This window comes from Citrobacter sp. CK180 (assembly GCF_030333655.1).
GTDB classification, from domain to species: domain Bacteria; phylum Pseudomonadota; class Gammaproteobacteria; order Enterobacterales; family Enterobacteriaceae; genus Citrobacter_B; species Citrobacter_B koseri.
Window position 1 is genome coordinate 411,916 of sequence record NZ_JAOWFM010000055.1, and the last position, 15,753, is coordinate 427,668.

General features: G+C 54.5%; 17 protein-coding genes and 1 other annotated feature. Of the genes, 5 read left to right on the plus strand and 12 right to left on the minus strand.

Translation table 11 applies throughout. The features are described from left to right. Window positions 1-42: 42 nt before the first annotated feature. On the minus strand, window positions 43-456 hold the full coding sequence (gene ibpA, locus OGV50_RS20780; RefSeq protein ID WP_006687722.1) for a small heat shock chaperone IbpA: 414 nt from the start codon (window positions 454-456) through the stop codon (window positions 43-45). Continuing rightward, window positions 450-522 (minus strand) — a sequence feature (ROSE (Repression Of Heat Shock gene Expression) occurs in the 5'-region of heat shock genes and acts as an RNA thermometer to modulate expression.). Its footprint overlaps the gene before it by 7 nt. A gap of 240 nt (window positions 523-762) precedes the next feature. Here ibpA and OGV50_RS20785 point away from each other — a divergent pair. Then, complete coding sequence (locus OGV50_RS20785) at window positions 763-1,095, plus strand: YceK/YidQ family lipoprotein (protein ID WP_012000796.1); 333 nt, start codon at window positions 763-765, stop codon at window positions 1,093-1,095. Window position 1,096: 1 nt separating this feature from the next. On the opposite strand, the gene OGV50_RS20790 is transcribed toward OGV50_RS20785, so the two are convergent. The 11 genes from OGV50_RS20790 to dnaA all read right to left on the minus strand — a co-directional run bounded on the left by OGV50_RS20790 (window position 1,097) and on the right by dnaA (window position 14,405). After that, complete coding sequence (locus OGV50_RS20790; RefSeq protein WP_114848137.1) at window positions 1,097-2,323, minus strand: YidR family protein; 1,227 nt, start codon at window positions 2,321-2,323, stop codon at window positions 1,097-1,099. A 51-nt stretch (window positions 2,324-2,374) separates the two neighbouring features. Continuing rightward, window positions 2,375-3,712 (minus strand): MFS transporter, encoded by a 1,338-nt coding sequence (locus OGV50_RS20795; protein WP_075203724.1) that lies wholly within the window; start codon window positions 3,710-3,712, stop codon window positions 2,375-2,377. Window positions 3,713-3,790: 78 nt separating this feature from the next. Next, entirely contained in the window at window positions 3,791-4,939 is a 1,149-nt protein-coding gene (gene dgoD / locus OGV50_RS20800; protein ID WP_049008765.1) for a galactonate dehydratase, read from the minus strand. Continuing rightward, window positions 4,936-5,553 (minus strand): 2-dehydro-3-deoxy-6-phosphogalactonate aldolase, encoded by a 618-nt coding sequence (locus OGV50_RS20805; protein WP_104867979.1) that lies wholly within the window; start codon window positions 5,551-5,553, stop codon window positions 4,936-4,938. Before OGV50_RS20805 ends, dgoD begins: the two co-directional genes overlap by 4 nt. After that, window positions 5,537-6,412 (minus strand): 2-dehydro-3-deoxygalactonokinase, encoded by an 876-nt coding sequence (locus tag OGV50_RS20810; RefSeq protein ID WP_049008769.1) that lies wholly within the window; start codon window positions 6,410-6,412, stop codon window positions 5,537-5,539. The genes OGV50_RS20805 and OGV50_RS20810 overlap by 17 nt, the downstream gene beginning before the upstream one ends. Continuing rightward, window positions 6,409-7,098, minus strand: a complete 690-nt coding sequence (gene dgoR / locus OGV50_RS20815; protein WP_049008770.1) for a D-galactonate utilization transcriptional regulator DgoR — start codon at window positions 7,096-7,098, stop codon at window positions 6,409-6,411. Before dgoR ends, OGV50_RS20810 begins: the two co-directional genes overlap by 4 nt. 265 nt (window positions 7,099-7,363) lie before the next feature. Beyond that, window positions 7,364-8,176 carry a sugar-phosphatase gene (yidA, locus tag OGV50_RS20820; protein ID WP_200093214.1) on the minus strand — a complete coding sequence of 271 codons (813 nt, stop codon included), beginning with the start codon at window positions 8,174-8,176 and terminating at the stop codon, window positions 7,364-7,366. A gap of 201 nt (window positions 8,177-8,377) precedes the next feature. Then, the gene (gyrB, locus tag OGV50_RS20825) at window positions 8,378-10,795 is read right to left on the minus strand and encodes a DNA topoisomerase (ATP-hydrolyzing) subunit B (protein WP_286488734.1); all 2,418 of its coding nucleotides are present in this window, start codon (window positions 10,793-10,795) and stop codon (window positions 8,378-8,380) included. A 28-nt stretch (window positions 10,796-10,823) separates the two neighbouring features. Next, complete coding sequence (recF, locus tag OGV50_RS20830; RefSeq protein ID WP_286488735.1) at window positions 10,824-11,897, minus strand: DNA replication/repair protein RecF; 1,074 nt, start codon at window positions 11,895-11,897, stop codon at window positions 10,824-10,826. Then, complete coding sequence (gene dnaN / locus OGV50_RS20835) at window positions 11,897-12,997, minus strand: DNA polymerase III subunit beta (protein ID WP_012000806.1); 1,101 nt, start codon at window positions 12,995-12,997, stop codon at window positions 11,897-11,899. Before dnaN ends, recF begins: the two co-directional genes overlap by 1 nt. A 4-nt stretch (window positions 12,998-13,001) precedes the next feature. Beyond that, window positions 13,002-14,405: a chromosomal replication initiator protein DnaA gene (gene dnaA, locus OGV50_RS20840; RefSeq protein WP_060815936.1), complete on the minus strand. Its 1,404-nt coding sequence runs from the start codon at window positions 14,403-14,405 to the stop codon at window positions 13,002-13,004. A gap of 299 nt (window positions 14,406-14,704) precedes the next feature. Between dnaA and OGV50_RS23690 the strand changes: the two genes are divergently transcribed. The 4 genes from OGV50_RS23690 (at window position 14,705) to yidD (ending at window position 15,752) form a co-directional block, all read left to right on the plus strand. Next, a complete protein-coding gene (locus OGV50_RS23690; protein ID WP_429837870.1) occupies window positions 14,705-14,785 on the plus strand; it encodes a hypothetical protein in 81 nt (26 codons plus the stop codon). Window positions 14,786-15,013: 228 nt separating this feature from the next. Continuing rightward, entirely contained in the window at window positions 15,014-15,154 is a 141-nt protein-coding gene (gene rpmH / locus OGV50_RS20845; protein WP_000831330.1) for a 50S ribosomal protein L34, read from the plus strand. A gap of 17 nt (window positions 15,155-15,171) precedes the next feature. After that, window positions 15,172-15,531: a ribonuclease P protein component gene (gene rnpA / locus OGV50_RS20850; RefSeq protein WP_012000809.1), complete on the plus strand. Its 360-nt coding sequence runs from the start codon at window positions 15,172-15,174 to the stop codon at window positions 15,529-15,531. Further along, window positions 15,495-15,752 carry a membrane protein insertion efficiency factor YidD gene (gene yidD / locus OGV50_RS20855; RefSeq protein WP_001307474.1) on the plus strand — a complete coding sequence of 86 codons (258 nt, stop codon included), beginning with the start codon at window positions 15,495-15,497 and terminating at the stop codon, window positions 15,750-15,752. Before rnpA ends, yidD begins: the two co-directional genes overlap by 37 nt. Window position 15,753 lies beyond the last annotated feature (1 nt).

Sequence of the window (15,753 nt, forward strand, 5' to 3'; positions counted from 1 at the left end):
CGAGCACGGGGATAACAGGCCGCCGACGGCGACCTGACTGAATCAGTTAATTTCGATACGGCGCGGTTTGTTCGCTTCTGGAATCACGCGCTCCAGGTCGATATACAGCAGACCGTTCACCAGGTTAGCGCCGCGAACATGAATGTTCTCTGCTAACTGGAATTTGCGTTCAAAGTTACGCTCTGCGATACCCTGGTAGAGATAGGTACGTTCTTTTTGCTCATCCGCGTGAGCGCCTTTTACCACCAGCAGATTATCCTGAGCGGTAATTTCCAGTTCGCTTTCCGCAAAGCCTGCAACGGCAATCGCAATGCGGTAATGGTTTTCATCCACCAGTTCGACGTTATACGGAGGATAACCGCCATTACTCTGGCTCTGGTTGTTTTCTAAGAGGTTAAACAGACGATCAAAACCAATGGCAGAACGGTACAGCGGGGATAAGTCAAAGTTACGCATAATGAATAGCTCCTGAAATCAGCGAGAATAGTTGACCTTCCATCATGGACAGGTCAGGTAGCCAGAACACCCATCAGGCGTGCTCTTTATTTGCCTACACCCTAAAAATGGGTCTGGAAATGAACTTTTCAAGCGCTTGCAGGGGACTTTTTTTGCAGTTTGTTGTCTATCGCATAGACTGGGTGAACAGCACACATTGTTAAAGTGCGATAAGCGCCACAGTGCGACGTGATGGTGATGTTATTTTTCGCGACGGATCGCTATAACTCATCATGCAAACACCGATAATCAACAGATGAATAAATCATGATAAAAAATGTGTTGTTAACGCTGATGATGTGCAGTGGATTGGTTTTACTGGGTGGCTGCTCCAGCGTAATGTCACATACCGGCGGCAAAGAGGGGACCTACCCCGGCACACGCGCCAGCGCCGAAATGATCGGCAGCAGTGATACAAACTGGGGCACCAAATCACTGGCAATCCTGGATATGCCCTTTACCGCCGTCATGGATACGATACTCTTGCCGTGGGACTTCTTCCGCACAGACAGCTCAGTGAAGTCGCGAGTGGAAAAGAGCGAGGAGAAAACAAAGATGACCAACGCCGTTATCCCCCCGGCAAGAATGCCCGCTCACTGATTTATCGTTCGGTTTCCGTCACCCAAAGCTGGCGGAAACCGTCAACCTCTTCCATCCACGCGATTAACGCCCCATCCGGCGAAAAAACAACGGCGTCCGCGGAAGGCGGGCTGTCATGACTCGCCGTTAAAAAGGCGATTGCTCCGCTCTGCGCGTCGCAGCAGGCAATGCGGTTTTCCAGCACAAACCCCAACCACCGGCCTGACGGGTGCCAGTTGAACGCTGACTGAATATCGGTCGCGTTATGCGTAAGCTGGCGCGGCTCTCCCCCCTGCGCCGGGATCAGCCAGAGCTGAACAATACCGCGATCATCGCGCATCAAAAACGCAATGTCCGTGGCTTGCGGGTTACTCCGCACCCAATGGCGCGGAACGTTTACCAGCCCAGGGAAAGCGCGATCATGCGTAAAGGTCAGACGGCGCTGAACAACGCCCGCAGGCGGCGCTGGCAGCGTTGATTCTGTTCCGGTCAGCGGCATATCGCCTGCCTGTTTCCAGCCTTTTTCATCCTGCGGCAACGCCACCAGAAACAGCTCCGGCACTTTTTCACCCTTCGCCGACAAGGTATCGCCAATAAACGCCAGCGCATGATCGCCTACCCAACCCTCTTCGTAGGCGCGGTTAATGTCATCGCTGCCTGGCCGTGGCGCCGGCGTGGTCTGGCTCACTAACACGCACCAGTGGCTGCCGCTGTACTCCCGAGGATGCTGAACCGCCACCGTAACCGGGCCATACGGCACCGCAACGCCGACGTTACGCAAGTCCAGCGCCGGATCGCGCTCACGCAGTACATGGTCGTTATAGGTGAAGCTGACACGCTCGCCGTTCGGACTGAACACATGCACATGGCTGCCGCCGCGCAGCGCGCCGGGCGTATACGGCACGGTGATGTCCATTGCATCCAGATTCGTCACGCGGTTTTGCGCCGCTATCACGCCGCGACGATGGTGGAAATCATAATGCCACGTCTCGTCCGGGTTCTCCGGGCCATGAATGAACACATAGCGATCGTCTTGTGGATGAACGGTCACCACGCCAACGTGCGCGCCCTGCGTAGCGCGATAAATGACCTCAATCTCGCCAGTCCGTACGTTGACGCGCTCAATCGTCTCACCGGTAAACGAGGCGCCTGACGGACGCACATCAAAAACCAGCCACTGGCTGTCCGCCGTCCAGGTGTTGGTATTCGTAAGCTGATGATGACGCGAAGCGAAAGTGATTTGTTTCATGGAGATACCCTGATGCGCGGTTTTCGCATCAGGGTATAGCATTGGAAGAAATTAGCCTACCCGTTTAACGTCGCCGACCAGCAGGATATAAGAGAGCGCGCCAATCAGGGCAACAGCGGAGATATAGACCAGCGCCGGGCCAAAGCCATAATCCTGCGCAAGGTAGCCAATCACCAGCGGCACGGTGATGCCGCCCAGTCCGCCAACAAAGTTAAACACGCCGCCGGTCAGGCCAATCAGACGCATCGGTGCGAGTGAAGAGACCAGTGACCAGGTGATAGACGCAAAACCATTGCCGAAGAACGCCAGCGCCATCAGAGTCATAATCCATACGGGATCGTTAGTGTAGTTCGCCCCCATGATGCAGGTAGAAATCAGCAGCCCGCAGATAATAGGCGTTTTACGCGCAACACCCAACGAGAACCCTTTTTTCACCAGCTTATCCGCCAGCCAGCCGGAGAGCAGCACCCCAAAGAAAGCGGCAAGGAACGGTACGGTCGTCATAAAACCCGCCTTCAGGGCGGTGATCCCTTTCTCCTGGGTTAAATAGTTCGGGAACCAGGTCAGGAAGAACCACAGCGTAGAAGTAACCGCAAATTGCCCCAGGTAGACCCCGACAAGTTTGCGGTGAAACACCAGTTTCCAGTCAGCTTTGGTCAGTGGCTGACGCGCCTCTTTTTTGACTGGCGCATCGCCGTCCACCAGACCGCCGCCATCGCGAATATAGTCCAGCTCAGCCTGGCTGATGCTTTTGGTCAGGCGCGGCGGCTGATAAACCTTGAACCAGATTAGCGACCAGATAATCCCGATTCCCCCGGTAACGATGAACACCCAGTGCCAGCTCAGCATCTCCTGAATCCAAATCAGCAGCGGCGTCAGAAACGCCAGGCCGACAAACTGCCCGGAGGTGTAGAAACCGACGGCGGAGGCGCGCTCATGCTCCGGGAACCAGCTGGTAACCATCCGGTTATTGGTCGGAAATGCGGGCGCCTCAAAAATCCCGGTGATGGCGCGAAGACCAATCAGCGACATTAATCCGGTGGCGAACCCCTGAAATAGCGTTGCAACAGACCAGCCCAAAATAGCGATAAAGTAGGTCAGTCGCGATCCCACACGGTCAAGGAACCAGCCGCCAGGAATCTGGCATAGCGTATAAAGCCACGCAAAAGCCGAAAAGACGTAGCCCATTTCCGCTTTGGTGATGCCGAATTCTTCCTGAATATGCGCCGACGCCACGGCGAGGTTCGCGCGGTCAACATAACAAATAACCACGGTAATAAAGATCATAATCAGCGTCAGATAACGACGACGCCCGGGTTTTGCAGCTGTAACTGAAATATCCATCGCAATCTGTCTCCAGATTTTGGGCATAGCGAGACCGCTCACCATACCCTGTAATTTACAGAGGGTTATATTTTTGTATGTAAGGTTTTTGCCCGGTGGCTTACCGGGTCTACGGGATGGCGATTACCATTCCGCTACGCTGCCATCTTCATGACGCCATAACGGGTTGCGCCAGTCCGGCGCGTTTTTACTCAGTTCAATGACTTTAGCTTCGTCAATGTCCACGCCAAGGCCCGGTTTAGTTAACGGTTTAAAGAAGCCGCCTTCCATACTGAAATCATCCTTGTTTTTCACGAAGTCGAGCAGCTCCGCGCCTTTGTTGTAGTGAATGCCCATGCTCTGCTCCTGGAATACCGCATTGCGCGATACGAAGTCGATATGCAGACAGGCTGCCAGCGCAATCGGCCCCAGCGGACAGTGCGGCGCCAGCGCCACGTCGTAGGCTTCCGCCATCCCGGCGATTTTGTAGCATTCGGTGATACCGCCAGCGTGCGACAGATCCGGTTGCAGAATCGCCAGCCCGCCCGCTTCCAGCACGCGTTTAAACTCAAAGCGTGAGAACATGCGCTCGCCTGCGGCAATCGGAATATGCGTCTGCGCCGCCAGCTTCGGATAATATTCCGCCTGCTCCGCCAGCACCGGCTCCTCAATAAACAGCGGACGATATTGTTCCAGCTCTTTAATTAAAACCTTCGCCATCGGGGCGCTGACACGACCGTGGAAGTCGAGACCAAATTCAATTTCGTTACCAAAAGCCTCACGGATTTGCGCTACGGTATTGACTGCCGCATCCACCGCGCGTGAATTATCAATCACGCCCATCTCTTCACAACCGTTCAGTTTGAAGGTGTCGAAGCCAATAGCGCGCAGTTTCCTGATGCCGTCGATCACTTCCGCCGGACGGTCGCCGCCCACCCAGCTGTAGGCTTTAATTTTGTCGCGAACCAGACCGCCCATCAGTTGCCATACCGGCGCGTTCAGCACTTTGCCTTTGATATCCCACAGCGCCTGGTCGATACCGGCGATGGCGCTCATCATTATTGGGCCGCCGCGATAAAAACCGGCGCGGTACATCACCTGCCACAGATCGTTGATACGCGCCGGATCCTGACCGATCAGATAGTCGCCAAACTCATGAACCGCCGCTTCGACGGTACGCGCGCGCCCTTCTATAACCGGTTCGCCCCAGCCAACCACGCCTTCATCCGTTTCGATTTTCAGGAACATCCAGCGCGGGGGTAAACGGTACGTGGTGATTTTGGTTATTTTCATTTCACTGCCTCTCGATACGCTTTAACAAATGCCGTCGCCTGCTGCGCGGTACGCTCAACGGACTGCCCGGCGCGATAGAGATCGCTGCCCAGCCCGGCGCCTGCGCAACCCGCGTTAATCCATTGCGCCAGGTTTTCCGGCGTCACGCCCCCCACGGCAAACACCGGGACATCAGCCGGAAGCACCGCTTTCAGCGCTTTGATGTAGTCCGGGCCAAATGCCGATGAGGGGAATATTTTCAGCGCCTGCGCACCCGCATCCAGCGCGGTAAAGGCCTCGCTGGCGGTCGCGCATCCAGGGCATACGGTCATGCCATAACTCACCGCGCGACGAATCACCTCGGGCTGAATATTTGGCGTGACGATTAGCTTGCAGCCCATTTGCGCTAACAGGTCTACCTGATCGGGCTGAAGTACGGTACCCGCGCCGATCAACGCCTTATCGCCATACGCATCCACTATCGCCGGGATACTTTTTTCCCACTGCGGGGAGTTAAGCGGGATTTCCACCGCATCAAAACCAGCCTCGATGACCGCGCCAACATGCGCCAGCGCTTCATCGGGCGTCACGCCACGTAATATCGCAATAAGCGGAAGATCAGTTTGCCACTGCATGAGCGATGCTCCTTATTCCTGCCTGAAATGCCTTCTCACCGGAAACGACGGTTGCATGACGGCCAATGGCGCTGAACGCCTGCTGGTAGCGTTCCGCCAGCGCGTCTCCGGCAACAATGGTGATCTGCCGGGCGTCAAAGCTTTCGCTAAGGGTGGCGACTTCAGCGCCAATCAACAGACCGGATAAAAATTCACTCACCTGCGCGCGCGGGAGTGTTCCCAGGACGTGCGAGGCGCGAACCTCAAAAAGTTGCGGCAGGATGGCGGGGGTAGCGAGACCACGCTCCAGCCCGGCAGTAAAGGCGACAGGCGAGGTTTCCTGTTCAGGCAACCCTGCGCCAACCAGTGAATAACGCAGCAACAGATGGTGTAATTCACCCGTCATCACGGTGCGAAAATCGTGAATTTGCGCATTATCAGCCCGTACCCATTTACAGTGCGTACCGGGCATCACATAGACAGAAGAAGGAGAAAGCGTGCGGGCGCCAAGCAACTGTGTCTCTTCGCCGCGCATCACATTGTGGTTATCGTCGCGTGAGACACAGAGTCCGGGAATAATCCAGATCTTGTCGCCAACGGAGGTTAACTGCTCGCCTATGGCAGAGAAATGGGCAGGAACCGGCAGATAGGGGGCGATTTTCCAGCCCACATTACTGCCGACCATTCCCGCCATAACCACGGGAGTGGCGCTGTCGCGCCAGTTTTGCGTCACTTCTGCTAACACCGCTTCAGGAGATTTACCCTTCAGACGCGTTACGCCTGCTTCTGATTGCCTGCTCTCCAGGCATTTGTCGCCCTGGTAAAGCCAGGCGCGCAAATTGGTCGATCCCCAGTCAATTGCGATGTAGCGAGCTGTCATGTGATTTCCTTGAGCCTTCGTGTCGAGCTGGCGATCATCGTTAAGGCCGCCTGCTCTGCCGCATCGCCATCCTGATGCCGTATCGCATCGAATAGCGCCTTATGTTCCTGGAGCGTTTTTGGCATGTTGGCCTCATCACCCATCCAGGTTCGTTCAAACACCGCTCGCTGTAGCGAACTGATCGCCACGCTAAGCTGTTGTAAAACCGGGTTATGTACCGACTGCAATACCGCCTCGTGATAGCGAATATCCGCTTCGTTGAAGGCATCCCGGTTCTGGTTGTTGGCGATCATGTCATTGAGCGCCGACTCAATTTCGGCCAGATCGCTCGACGTCGCGCGTTCCGCCGCCCAGCGCGCAATAGCCGGTTCCACCAGGTTACGGACTTCACTCATCGCGCTGATCAGCCGCGGGTCATAATCGTTTTCCAGCACCCATTGCAGCACGTCGGTATCGAGGTAGTTCCACTGGTTTCGTGGTGCGACAAACGCTCCGCGATAACGCTTCATTTCAATGAGCCGCTTCGCCATCAGCGAACGGAACACTTCGCGAATGATGTTGCGCGAGGTTTCAAACTCCTCACACAGATCCGCTTCCGCAGGCAGTGCCGAACCCGGTACGTACTTGCCGCTGACAATCTGTTTTCCCAGCGTGATGACGATACGATCGGTTTTATTGAGGGTCATGGAGAGTCCTTGTGCTCTGTATGTACCGCTCTACTTTACCGTTACCGCTGAAATTCGCCTCAACTTTGTAGTACTAACGTGATGTCATTCATCGTTGCTGTGTTGATAATGTAGTACAACATAAATGTGTTGTACTACAATTTAGATCACAAAAACGACAATCAGTAATGGGAATGTTATGAAGGGAAAATGAGGGCGTAAAAAAACCCGCAGCAGAGGCGGGTTACGGAACGTCTGTTTTGCCGGATTAATCCAGGCCAGCCACTTAATTCAGTACAAATTTCTCAATTGCGTATGCCACGCCGTCTTCCAGGTTGGATTTGGTGACAAAATTAGCCACCTCTTTCACCGACGGAATCGCGTTGTCCATCGCCACACCCATGCCTGCATATTCGATCATCGCGATGTCGTTTTCCTGATCGCCAATCGCCATGATTTCTTCCGGCTTGATCCCCAGCACATCGGCCAGCGACTTCACGCCAGTGCCTTTATTGACGCGTTTATCCAGGATTTCGAGGAAGTACGGCGCACTTTTTAACACGGTATATTTCTCTTTTACTTCCGCCGGAATACGTGCAATGGCCTGATCAAGGATGACGGGTTCATCAATCATCATCACTTTCAGGAACTGCGTTGCCGGGTCCATTTTCTCCGCTTCACAGAACACCAGCGGAATGGTGGCGACATAGGATTCATGTACGGTGTAGTAGCTGATATCACGGTTTGCGGTGTACAGCGTGTTGCGATCCAGCGCGTGGAAGTGTGAGCCGACTTCGCGGGACAACTTCTCCAGAAAGCGGTAATCGTCATAGCTCAGCGCCGTTTGCGCAACGGTACTACCATCGCCCGCTTTCTGCACCAGCGCGCCATTGTAGGTGATGCAGTAGTCGCCGGGTTGTTCCATGTGAAGCTCTTTCAGATAGCTATGGACACCCGCATACGGACGGCCAGTGGTCAGCACCACGTTAACGCCACGGGCGCGCGCGGCGGCAATCGCCGTTTTTACCGCAGGTGAAATGGTGTGATCGGGCAGCAAAAGGGTGCCATCCATATCGATAGCAATGAGTTTGATAGCCATGAGTTCCCCGGATTAAATGAGTCCGTCCTCATGCTAACGCGATTCCGCTCAAAAAACAGCAACGAAAAGGGGGATAGAAAGGGGAACCGGGATTCCCCTTTTGCAGATCGGTTGTAGGCCGGATAAGGCCTAAGCCACCATCCGGCAGATTAGGCTGATGAACTGCCTGATGGCGCTTCGCTTATCAGGCCTACAAGCTGATTAGATATCGATGTTTGCCGCTTTCAGGGCGTTCTCTTCGATAAAGGCGCGACGCGGTTCAACAGCATCGCCCATCAGCGTAGTGAACAGCTGGTCGGCGGCAATCGCATCTTTCACGGTGACGCGCAGCATACGACGGCTTTCCGGGTCCATTGTGGTTTCCCACAGCTGATCCGGGTTCATCTCGCCCAGACCTTTATAGCGCTGAATCGCCAGGCCACGACGGGACTCTTTCACCAGCCACTCCAGCGCCTGCTCGAAGCTCGCAACCGGCTGACGGCGCTCGCCGCGTTCAATGAACGCATCGTCTTCGATCAGACCGCGCAGCTTCTCACCGAGCGTGCAGATGCGACGGTATTCGCCGCCGGTAACAAACTCGTGATCCAGCGGATAGTCGGTATCCACGCCGTGAGTACGCACGCGAACAATCGGTTCGAACTGCTGCTGTTCGGCGTTCTCGCGAACGTCAAACTTCCACTGGCTGCCGTGCTGCTCTTTCTCGTTCAGCTCGGTAATCAGCGCGTTCACCCAACGGGTGACAGCCTGTTCGTTGCTAAGATCGGCTTCCGTCAGCGTCGGCTGATAAACCAGCTCTTTCAGCAGCGCTTTCGGGAAGCGACGCTCCATACGGCCAATCATTTTCTGCGTCGCGTTGTAATCAGAAACCAGTTTTTCTAACGCTTCGCCCGCCAGTGCCGGTGCGCTGGCATTGGTGTGCAGCGTTGCGCCATCCAGAGCGATGGAGATCTGGTACTGATCCATCGCCTCATCATCTTTAATGTACTGTTGTTCCTGCTTGCCTTTCTTCACTTTGTACAGCGGCGGCTGCGCAATGTAGACGTGACCGCGTTCGACGATTTCCGGCATCTGACGATAGAAGAAGGTCAACAGCAGCGTACGGATGTGCGAGCCGTCGACGTCCGCATCGGTCATGATGATGATGCTGTGATAGCGCAGTTTATCCGGGTTGTACTCGTCACGACCGATGCCGCAGCCCAGTGCGGTGATCAGCGTCGCCACTTCCTGGGAAGAGAGCATCTTGTCGAAGCGCGCTTTCTCCACGTTGAGGATTTTACCCTTCAGCGGCAGAATCGCCTGGTTCTTGCGGTTACGACCCTGTTTAGCAGAGCCGCCCGCGGAGTCCCCTTCCACAAGGTACAGTTCAGACAGCGCCGGGTCGCGTTCCTGACAATCCGCCAGTTTACCCGGCAGACCCGCCAGATCCAGCGCGCCTTTACGACGCGTCATTTCACGCGCACGACGCGCTGCTTCACGCGCACGCGCCGCATCGATAATTTTACCGACCACGATTTTGGCGTCGGACGGGTTTTCCAGCAGGTATTCGCTCAGCAGCTCGTTCATCTGCTGTTCCACCGCCGATTTCACCTCGGAAGAGACCAGTTTATCTTTAGTCTGGGAGGAGAATTTCGGGTCCGGCACCTTCACGGAAACCACGGCAATCAGGCCTTCACGCGCATCGTCGCCGGTGGCGCTGACTTTGGCTTTCTTGCTGTAGCCTTCTTTATCCATATAGGCGTTCAGAGTACGGGTCATCGCCGCACGGAAGCCTGCAAGGTGCGTACCGCCGTCACGCTGCGGAATGTTGTTGGTAAAGCAGTAGATGTTTTCCTGGAAACCGTCGTTCCACTGCAATGCCACTTCCACGCCGATACCGTCTTTTTCGGTGGAGAAGTAGAAGATATTCGGGTGGATCGGCGTTTTGTTCTTGTTGAGGTACTCAACAAACGCTTTGATGCCGCCTTCGTAGTGGAAATGGTCTTCTTTGCCGTCGCGCTTGTCTTTCAGACGAATAGAGACGCCGGAGTTCAGGAAGGACAGCTCACGCAGACGCTTAGCCAGAATTTCGTATTCAAATTCGGTGACGTTGGTGAAGGTTTCCAGGCTCGGCCAGAAACGCACCATCGTACCGGTTTTATCAGTTTCGCCAGTCACCGCCAGCGGCGCCTGCGGTACACCATGCTCATAGATCTGACGGTGGATTTTGTTATCGCGCTGGATAACCAGTTCCAGTTTCTGGGACAGGGCGTTAACCACGGAAACACCCACGCCGTGTAGACCGCCGGACACTTTATAGGAGTTATCGTCGAATTTACCGCCCGCGTGCAGCACGGTCATGATCACTTCCGCAGCAGAAACGCCCTCTTCCGGGTGAATACCGGTCGGGATGCCACGCCCGTCATCCTGCACGGATACGGAGTTATCGGCATGAATGGTGACGATAATGTCTTTACAGTGACCCGCGAGCGCTTCGTCGATAGCGTTATCTACCACCTCGAATACCATGTGGTGCAGACCGGTGCCGTCATCCGTGTCGCCGATATACATACCCGGGCGCTTACGCACCGCATCCAGCCCTTTCAGGACTTTGATACTGGAGGAGTCATAAGAATTCGACATCAACGTTTCTCGCTCAATTTATCTTGGGTTAATCCGTTATTTTACCCTTTTCCACGGTGAACATCTTCGAATTTTTGTCCGACATGTCCAGAACGTGTTCAGCGCTGATTGCGCTGACAAAGACCTGTGATTGCGTCGCTTTCAAGCGGCTGGCCAGCAGCCCGCGACGCGCATCATCAAGTTCAGAGGCAAAATCATCTATCAGGTAGAGACACCGCCGCCCGCTTTCACGGGTGAGGAACTCCCCTTGCGCCAGTCGTAAAGCGCACATCAGCAGTTTAAGCTGCCCACGCGATAAGGTATCTTCCACCGGCGCACCGTCAGCACGAATGCGGAAATCCGCTTTGTGCGGACCATGCGCAGTGTAGGTCAACATGCGATCGCGTTCGAAGCTCCGCTCCAGCACCTCGGCATAATCCGTCTCTTTTTCCCAACCGCGCTGAAAAGAGAAGGTGAGGGAGAACTCCGGTAGAAATTGCTGGCAGGTATCCGCCATATCCTGCGCAATACCAGCACTGTACTCAGCACGCCAGGTACTGATTTGTTCCGCGAGAGGAATCAACTCCTTATCCCACGGACGCAATTGTTCATAACGGCTTACCTGGCGCAGCGCCGCGTTGCGCTGCTTGAGCAACCGCTTCAGGTTGCTCCAGGCGGTAAAAAAACCGACTTCGTTGTGAAAGCATCCCCAGTCAAGGAACGCTCTTCTGTATTTGGGGCCGCCGTTGAGTAAAGTAAACCCCTCAGGGGTAATCAACTGCATCGGCATCAGGTGCGCCAGCTCCGCCACTTTGTGACCGTCGGTGCCGTCGATACGCACTTTGCTGTCGCCCAGCTTGTCTTTCGTCAGGCCGATGGCGGTTTCGCGCTCTTCCCCTTGCAAACGTCCGTGGAGGACAAACGACTCCTGCTCGTGACGAATGACGCGGCCAATCTGCAAACTGCGAAACGCCCGGCCGTGGCCGAGCGTATAGATAGCCTCCAGCACGCTGGTTTTGCCGCTACCGTTTGCGCCAACCAGGAAGTTAAAGCCGGGGGATAAAGCGAGATCCGCATTTTCAATATTGCGAAAGTTGCGGATCAACAGGCGGGTGAGCGACATTACAGTCTCATTGGCATCACAACATACGCAGCACTTTGAGACGCCGCATCTTCAATCTGTACGCTGGAAACGGAGTCTGTCAGCAGAATACGCACGGTTTCACATTTCAGCGCGTTCAGCACATCGAGCACGTAGCTGACGTTAAAGCCGATCTCCATCTCAGTACCGCCGTAGGTGACGTCCAGAATCTCTTCCGCTTCTTCCTGTTCCGGGTTGTTGGCGGTGATTTTGAGTTGGTTTTCGCTCACATACAGGCGTACGCCACGGAATTTCTCGTTGGAGAGAATCGCCGCGCGGGCAAACGCCTGCTTGAGAATATCGCAACCCGCTTCCAGCGTTTTGTCCGGGTTCTTCGGCAATACGCGGCGATAATCCGGGAAACGACCATCAACCAGCTTGGACGTAAAGATAAAATCACCGACGTGGGCGCGGATGTTGTTACTGCCGATCTGTACGCGCAGCGGGGTTTCGCCGCCGTCGAGCATACGCATCAGCTCAATCACGCCTTTACGCGGCACAATCACCGAATGGTTAGGCAGAGATTGCCCGACCGGCATAGAGCAGACCGCCAGACGGTGACCGTCGGTCGCGACGGTACGCAACTCTTCACCTTCAGTCTCAAACAGCATGCCGTTTAAGTAGTAACGAACGTCCTGATGCGCCATTGAGAACTGGGTGGCTTCAATCAGGCGCTTCATCGTTGCCTGCGGCAGGGTGAATTCGACTTCGCTCTGCCAGTCATCCAGATTAGGGAAATCGGCGGCAGGCAGCGTGGAAAGCGAGAAACGGCTACGCCCGGAGCGCACCAGCATCCGATCGCCTTCCAGCTGGACGGCAATTTCAGCCCCTTCCGGCAAGCCACGGCAGATATCAAAGAATTTCCGCGCCGGGACGGTAGTTGCGCCTGGTTCATGAGGCTGAATCAACGCAACGCGCGCCACCATTTCCATTTCAAGATCGGTGCCCGTCAGCGACAGCGTACCGTCAGCCACCTGCAACAGCAGGTTACCGAGAATGGGCAGTGTAGGACGACCGCCCAGCGGGCCACTGACCTGCTGAAGCGGTTTTAATAAATGTTCACGTTCAACGGTAAATTTCATAGCGTCACGAAGATAATGTTCTGATTAAGTTTGAGAAATCTTCTTTAATATCATGGCTTTCTTCACGCAACTGCTCAATCTTACGACATGCATGAAGTACGGTAGTGTGGTCACGTCCACCAAACGCGTCGCCAATTTCCGGCAGACTGTGGTTGGTGAGCTCCTTTGCCAGCGCCATAGCCATCTGACGCGGGCGCGCTACCGAGCGAGATCGACGCTTGGAAAGCAGATCCGCGATTTTAATTTTGTAATACTCCGCCACCGTCTTCTGGATATTGTCGATGGTGACCAGCTTTTCCTGCAACGCCAGCAGATCGCGCAGCGCTTCACGCACAAAGTCGATAGTGATAGCGCGTCCGGTAAAGTTAGCGTTAGCGATCACGCGGTTCAGCGCCCCTTCCAGCTCACGCACGTTAGAGCGTAGTCGCTTGGCAATAAAGAACGCCACCTCGCCAGGCAAACGAATATCATTTTCGTCCGCTTTTTTCATCAGGATCGCCACGCGGGTTTCCAGCTCAGGCGGTTCGATCGCCACCGTCAACCCCCAGCCGAAGCGGGATTTCAGACGATCTTCAACGCCGTTGATCTCTTTTGGATAACGATCCGACGTCAAAATGATCTGCTGATTACCTTCTAACAGGGCGTTAAAGGTGTGGAAAAACTCTTCCTGGGATCGTTCTTTATTGGCGAAGAATTGAATGTCATCGATAAGCAGTGCATCAACGGAACGGTAGTAGCGTTTAAACTCTTCAATCGCGTTGTTTTGCAAGGCTTTAACCATGTCCTGCACAAAGCGCTCGGAGTGCATATACACCACTTTCGCATTCGGTTTGCGCGCCATAATACCGTTGCCCACCGCATGCAACAGGTGAGTTTTACCCAGACCGGTGCCGCCGTAGAGGAACAAGGGATTGTAGGCGCCGCCGGGGTTGTCCGCCACCTGACGCGCCGCCGCGCGCGCCAGTTGGTTGGATTTACCTTCGACGAAGTTATCAAACGTGTGTTTCACGTTGACGTTAGAGCGGTAGGTCGGTTCTGCCGGAGCCGGCACGTTATCCCAGCCCGGGCGCGCCGCGGCTGGCGCCGCACGCTGTGGCTGCGCCTGAGCGACCTGCGCAGGCGCAACAACATTGTTGACCGGCGTTTTGAGCGTTTGAGTGACGGGTTTCGTCCCGACCTCAAAACGCAGTTGTGGGGCATCCGCTCCGCAGAAATTATTCAGCAGTCCATTGATATTATTGAGGTACTTGTCTCTTACCCAATCGAGCACAAAACGGTTTGGCGCATACAAAGCCAGCGTGTTATCGCTCAGTTCCGCCTGCAACGGGCGTATCCACATACTGAATTCTGTGGCTGGTAACTCATCCTGCAATCGGGCAAGACACTGCTGCCAAAGCGAAAGTGACACGGCGGACTCCACTCGAACAAAAGTCGATAAATGACAAAGGCTGAAACATTCATGATTGTTGACGCACGTCGAAAAGACCCTGTGCATAAAAGGGTGACGTGCGAATTGCTATCTGCAATTTTACCCGATCAGGATCCGTTGAAACGATCAGGACCGCGGATCATAGCCTAAACTGAGCAAGAGATCTTCTGTTTCTCACAGATTCTTCCCGATTTATCCACAGGATGATCCAGAACCGGGTAAGTGTAAACGATCCAGGCGAAGTGCTGCACGATTTCGCGCGCATATTGAAAAAATTAATGAGTAAAGACATTAAGCGCCTTAAACGATCTAATAAAGATCCCGTGCGATCCTTGCGCTTTGCCCGGCAGTCCGTATAATCCTCCACCCGTTGTACAATGCCCATCGTACGGCGTTAGCGCTGCTTGTTTTTCGCGCGAAAAGGTGCGGAAAAACGCAGGGTTTTAAGGAAAGAGAATTGACTCTGGAGTGTACAATTATTACAATCCGGCCTCTTTAATCACCCACGCTGAGGCGTAAGTCGTTCGATAATCGTTCGGGTATACGCAAAAGTCAGTGAATTTATTCAAGTTTAGGTAGAAATCGCCATGAAACGCACTTTTCAACCGTCTGTACTGAAGCGCAACCGTTCTCACGGCTTCCGTGCTCGTATGGCTACTAAAAATGGTCGTCAGGTTCTGGCACGTCGTCGTGCTAAAGGCCGCGCTCGTCTGACCGTTTCCAAGTAATAAAAGCTAACCCCTGAGTGGTTAAGCTCGCATTTCCCAGGGAGTTACGTTTGTTAACTCCCAGTCATTTCACATTTGTCTTCCAGCAGCCACAACGGGCTGGCACGCCGCAAATCACCATCCTCGGCCGCCTGAATTCGCTGGGGCATCCCCGCATCGGTCTAACCGTCGCCAAGAAAAACGTTCGACGCGCGCATGAACGCAATCGGATTAAACGTCTGACGCGTGAAAGCTTCCGTCTGCGTCAACATGAACTCCCTGCAATGGATTTCGTGGTGGTGGCGAAAAAAGGGGTTGCCGACCTCGATAACCGTGCTCTCTCGGAAGCGTTGGAAAAATTATGGCGCCGCCACTGTCGCCTGGCTCGCGGGTCCTGATAGCCCTTATACGGGTCTATCAACGCCTGATCAGTCCGCTGCTTGGGCCGCATTGCCGTTTCACGCCAACCTGCTCAAGCTACGGAATTGAGGCATTGCGCAGGTTTGGAGTGATAAAAGGCAGTTGGTTGACGGTGAAACGCGTATTAAAATGCCACCCTTTACACCCTGGTGGTGACGATCCCGTCCCGCCCGGACCATTTGATACCAGAGAACACTAAC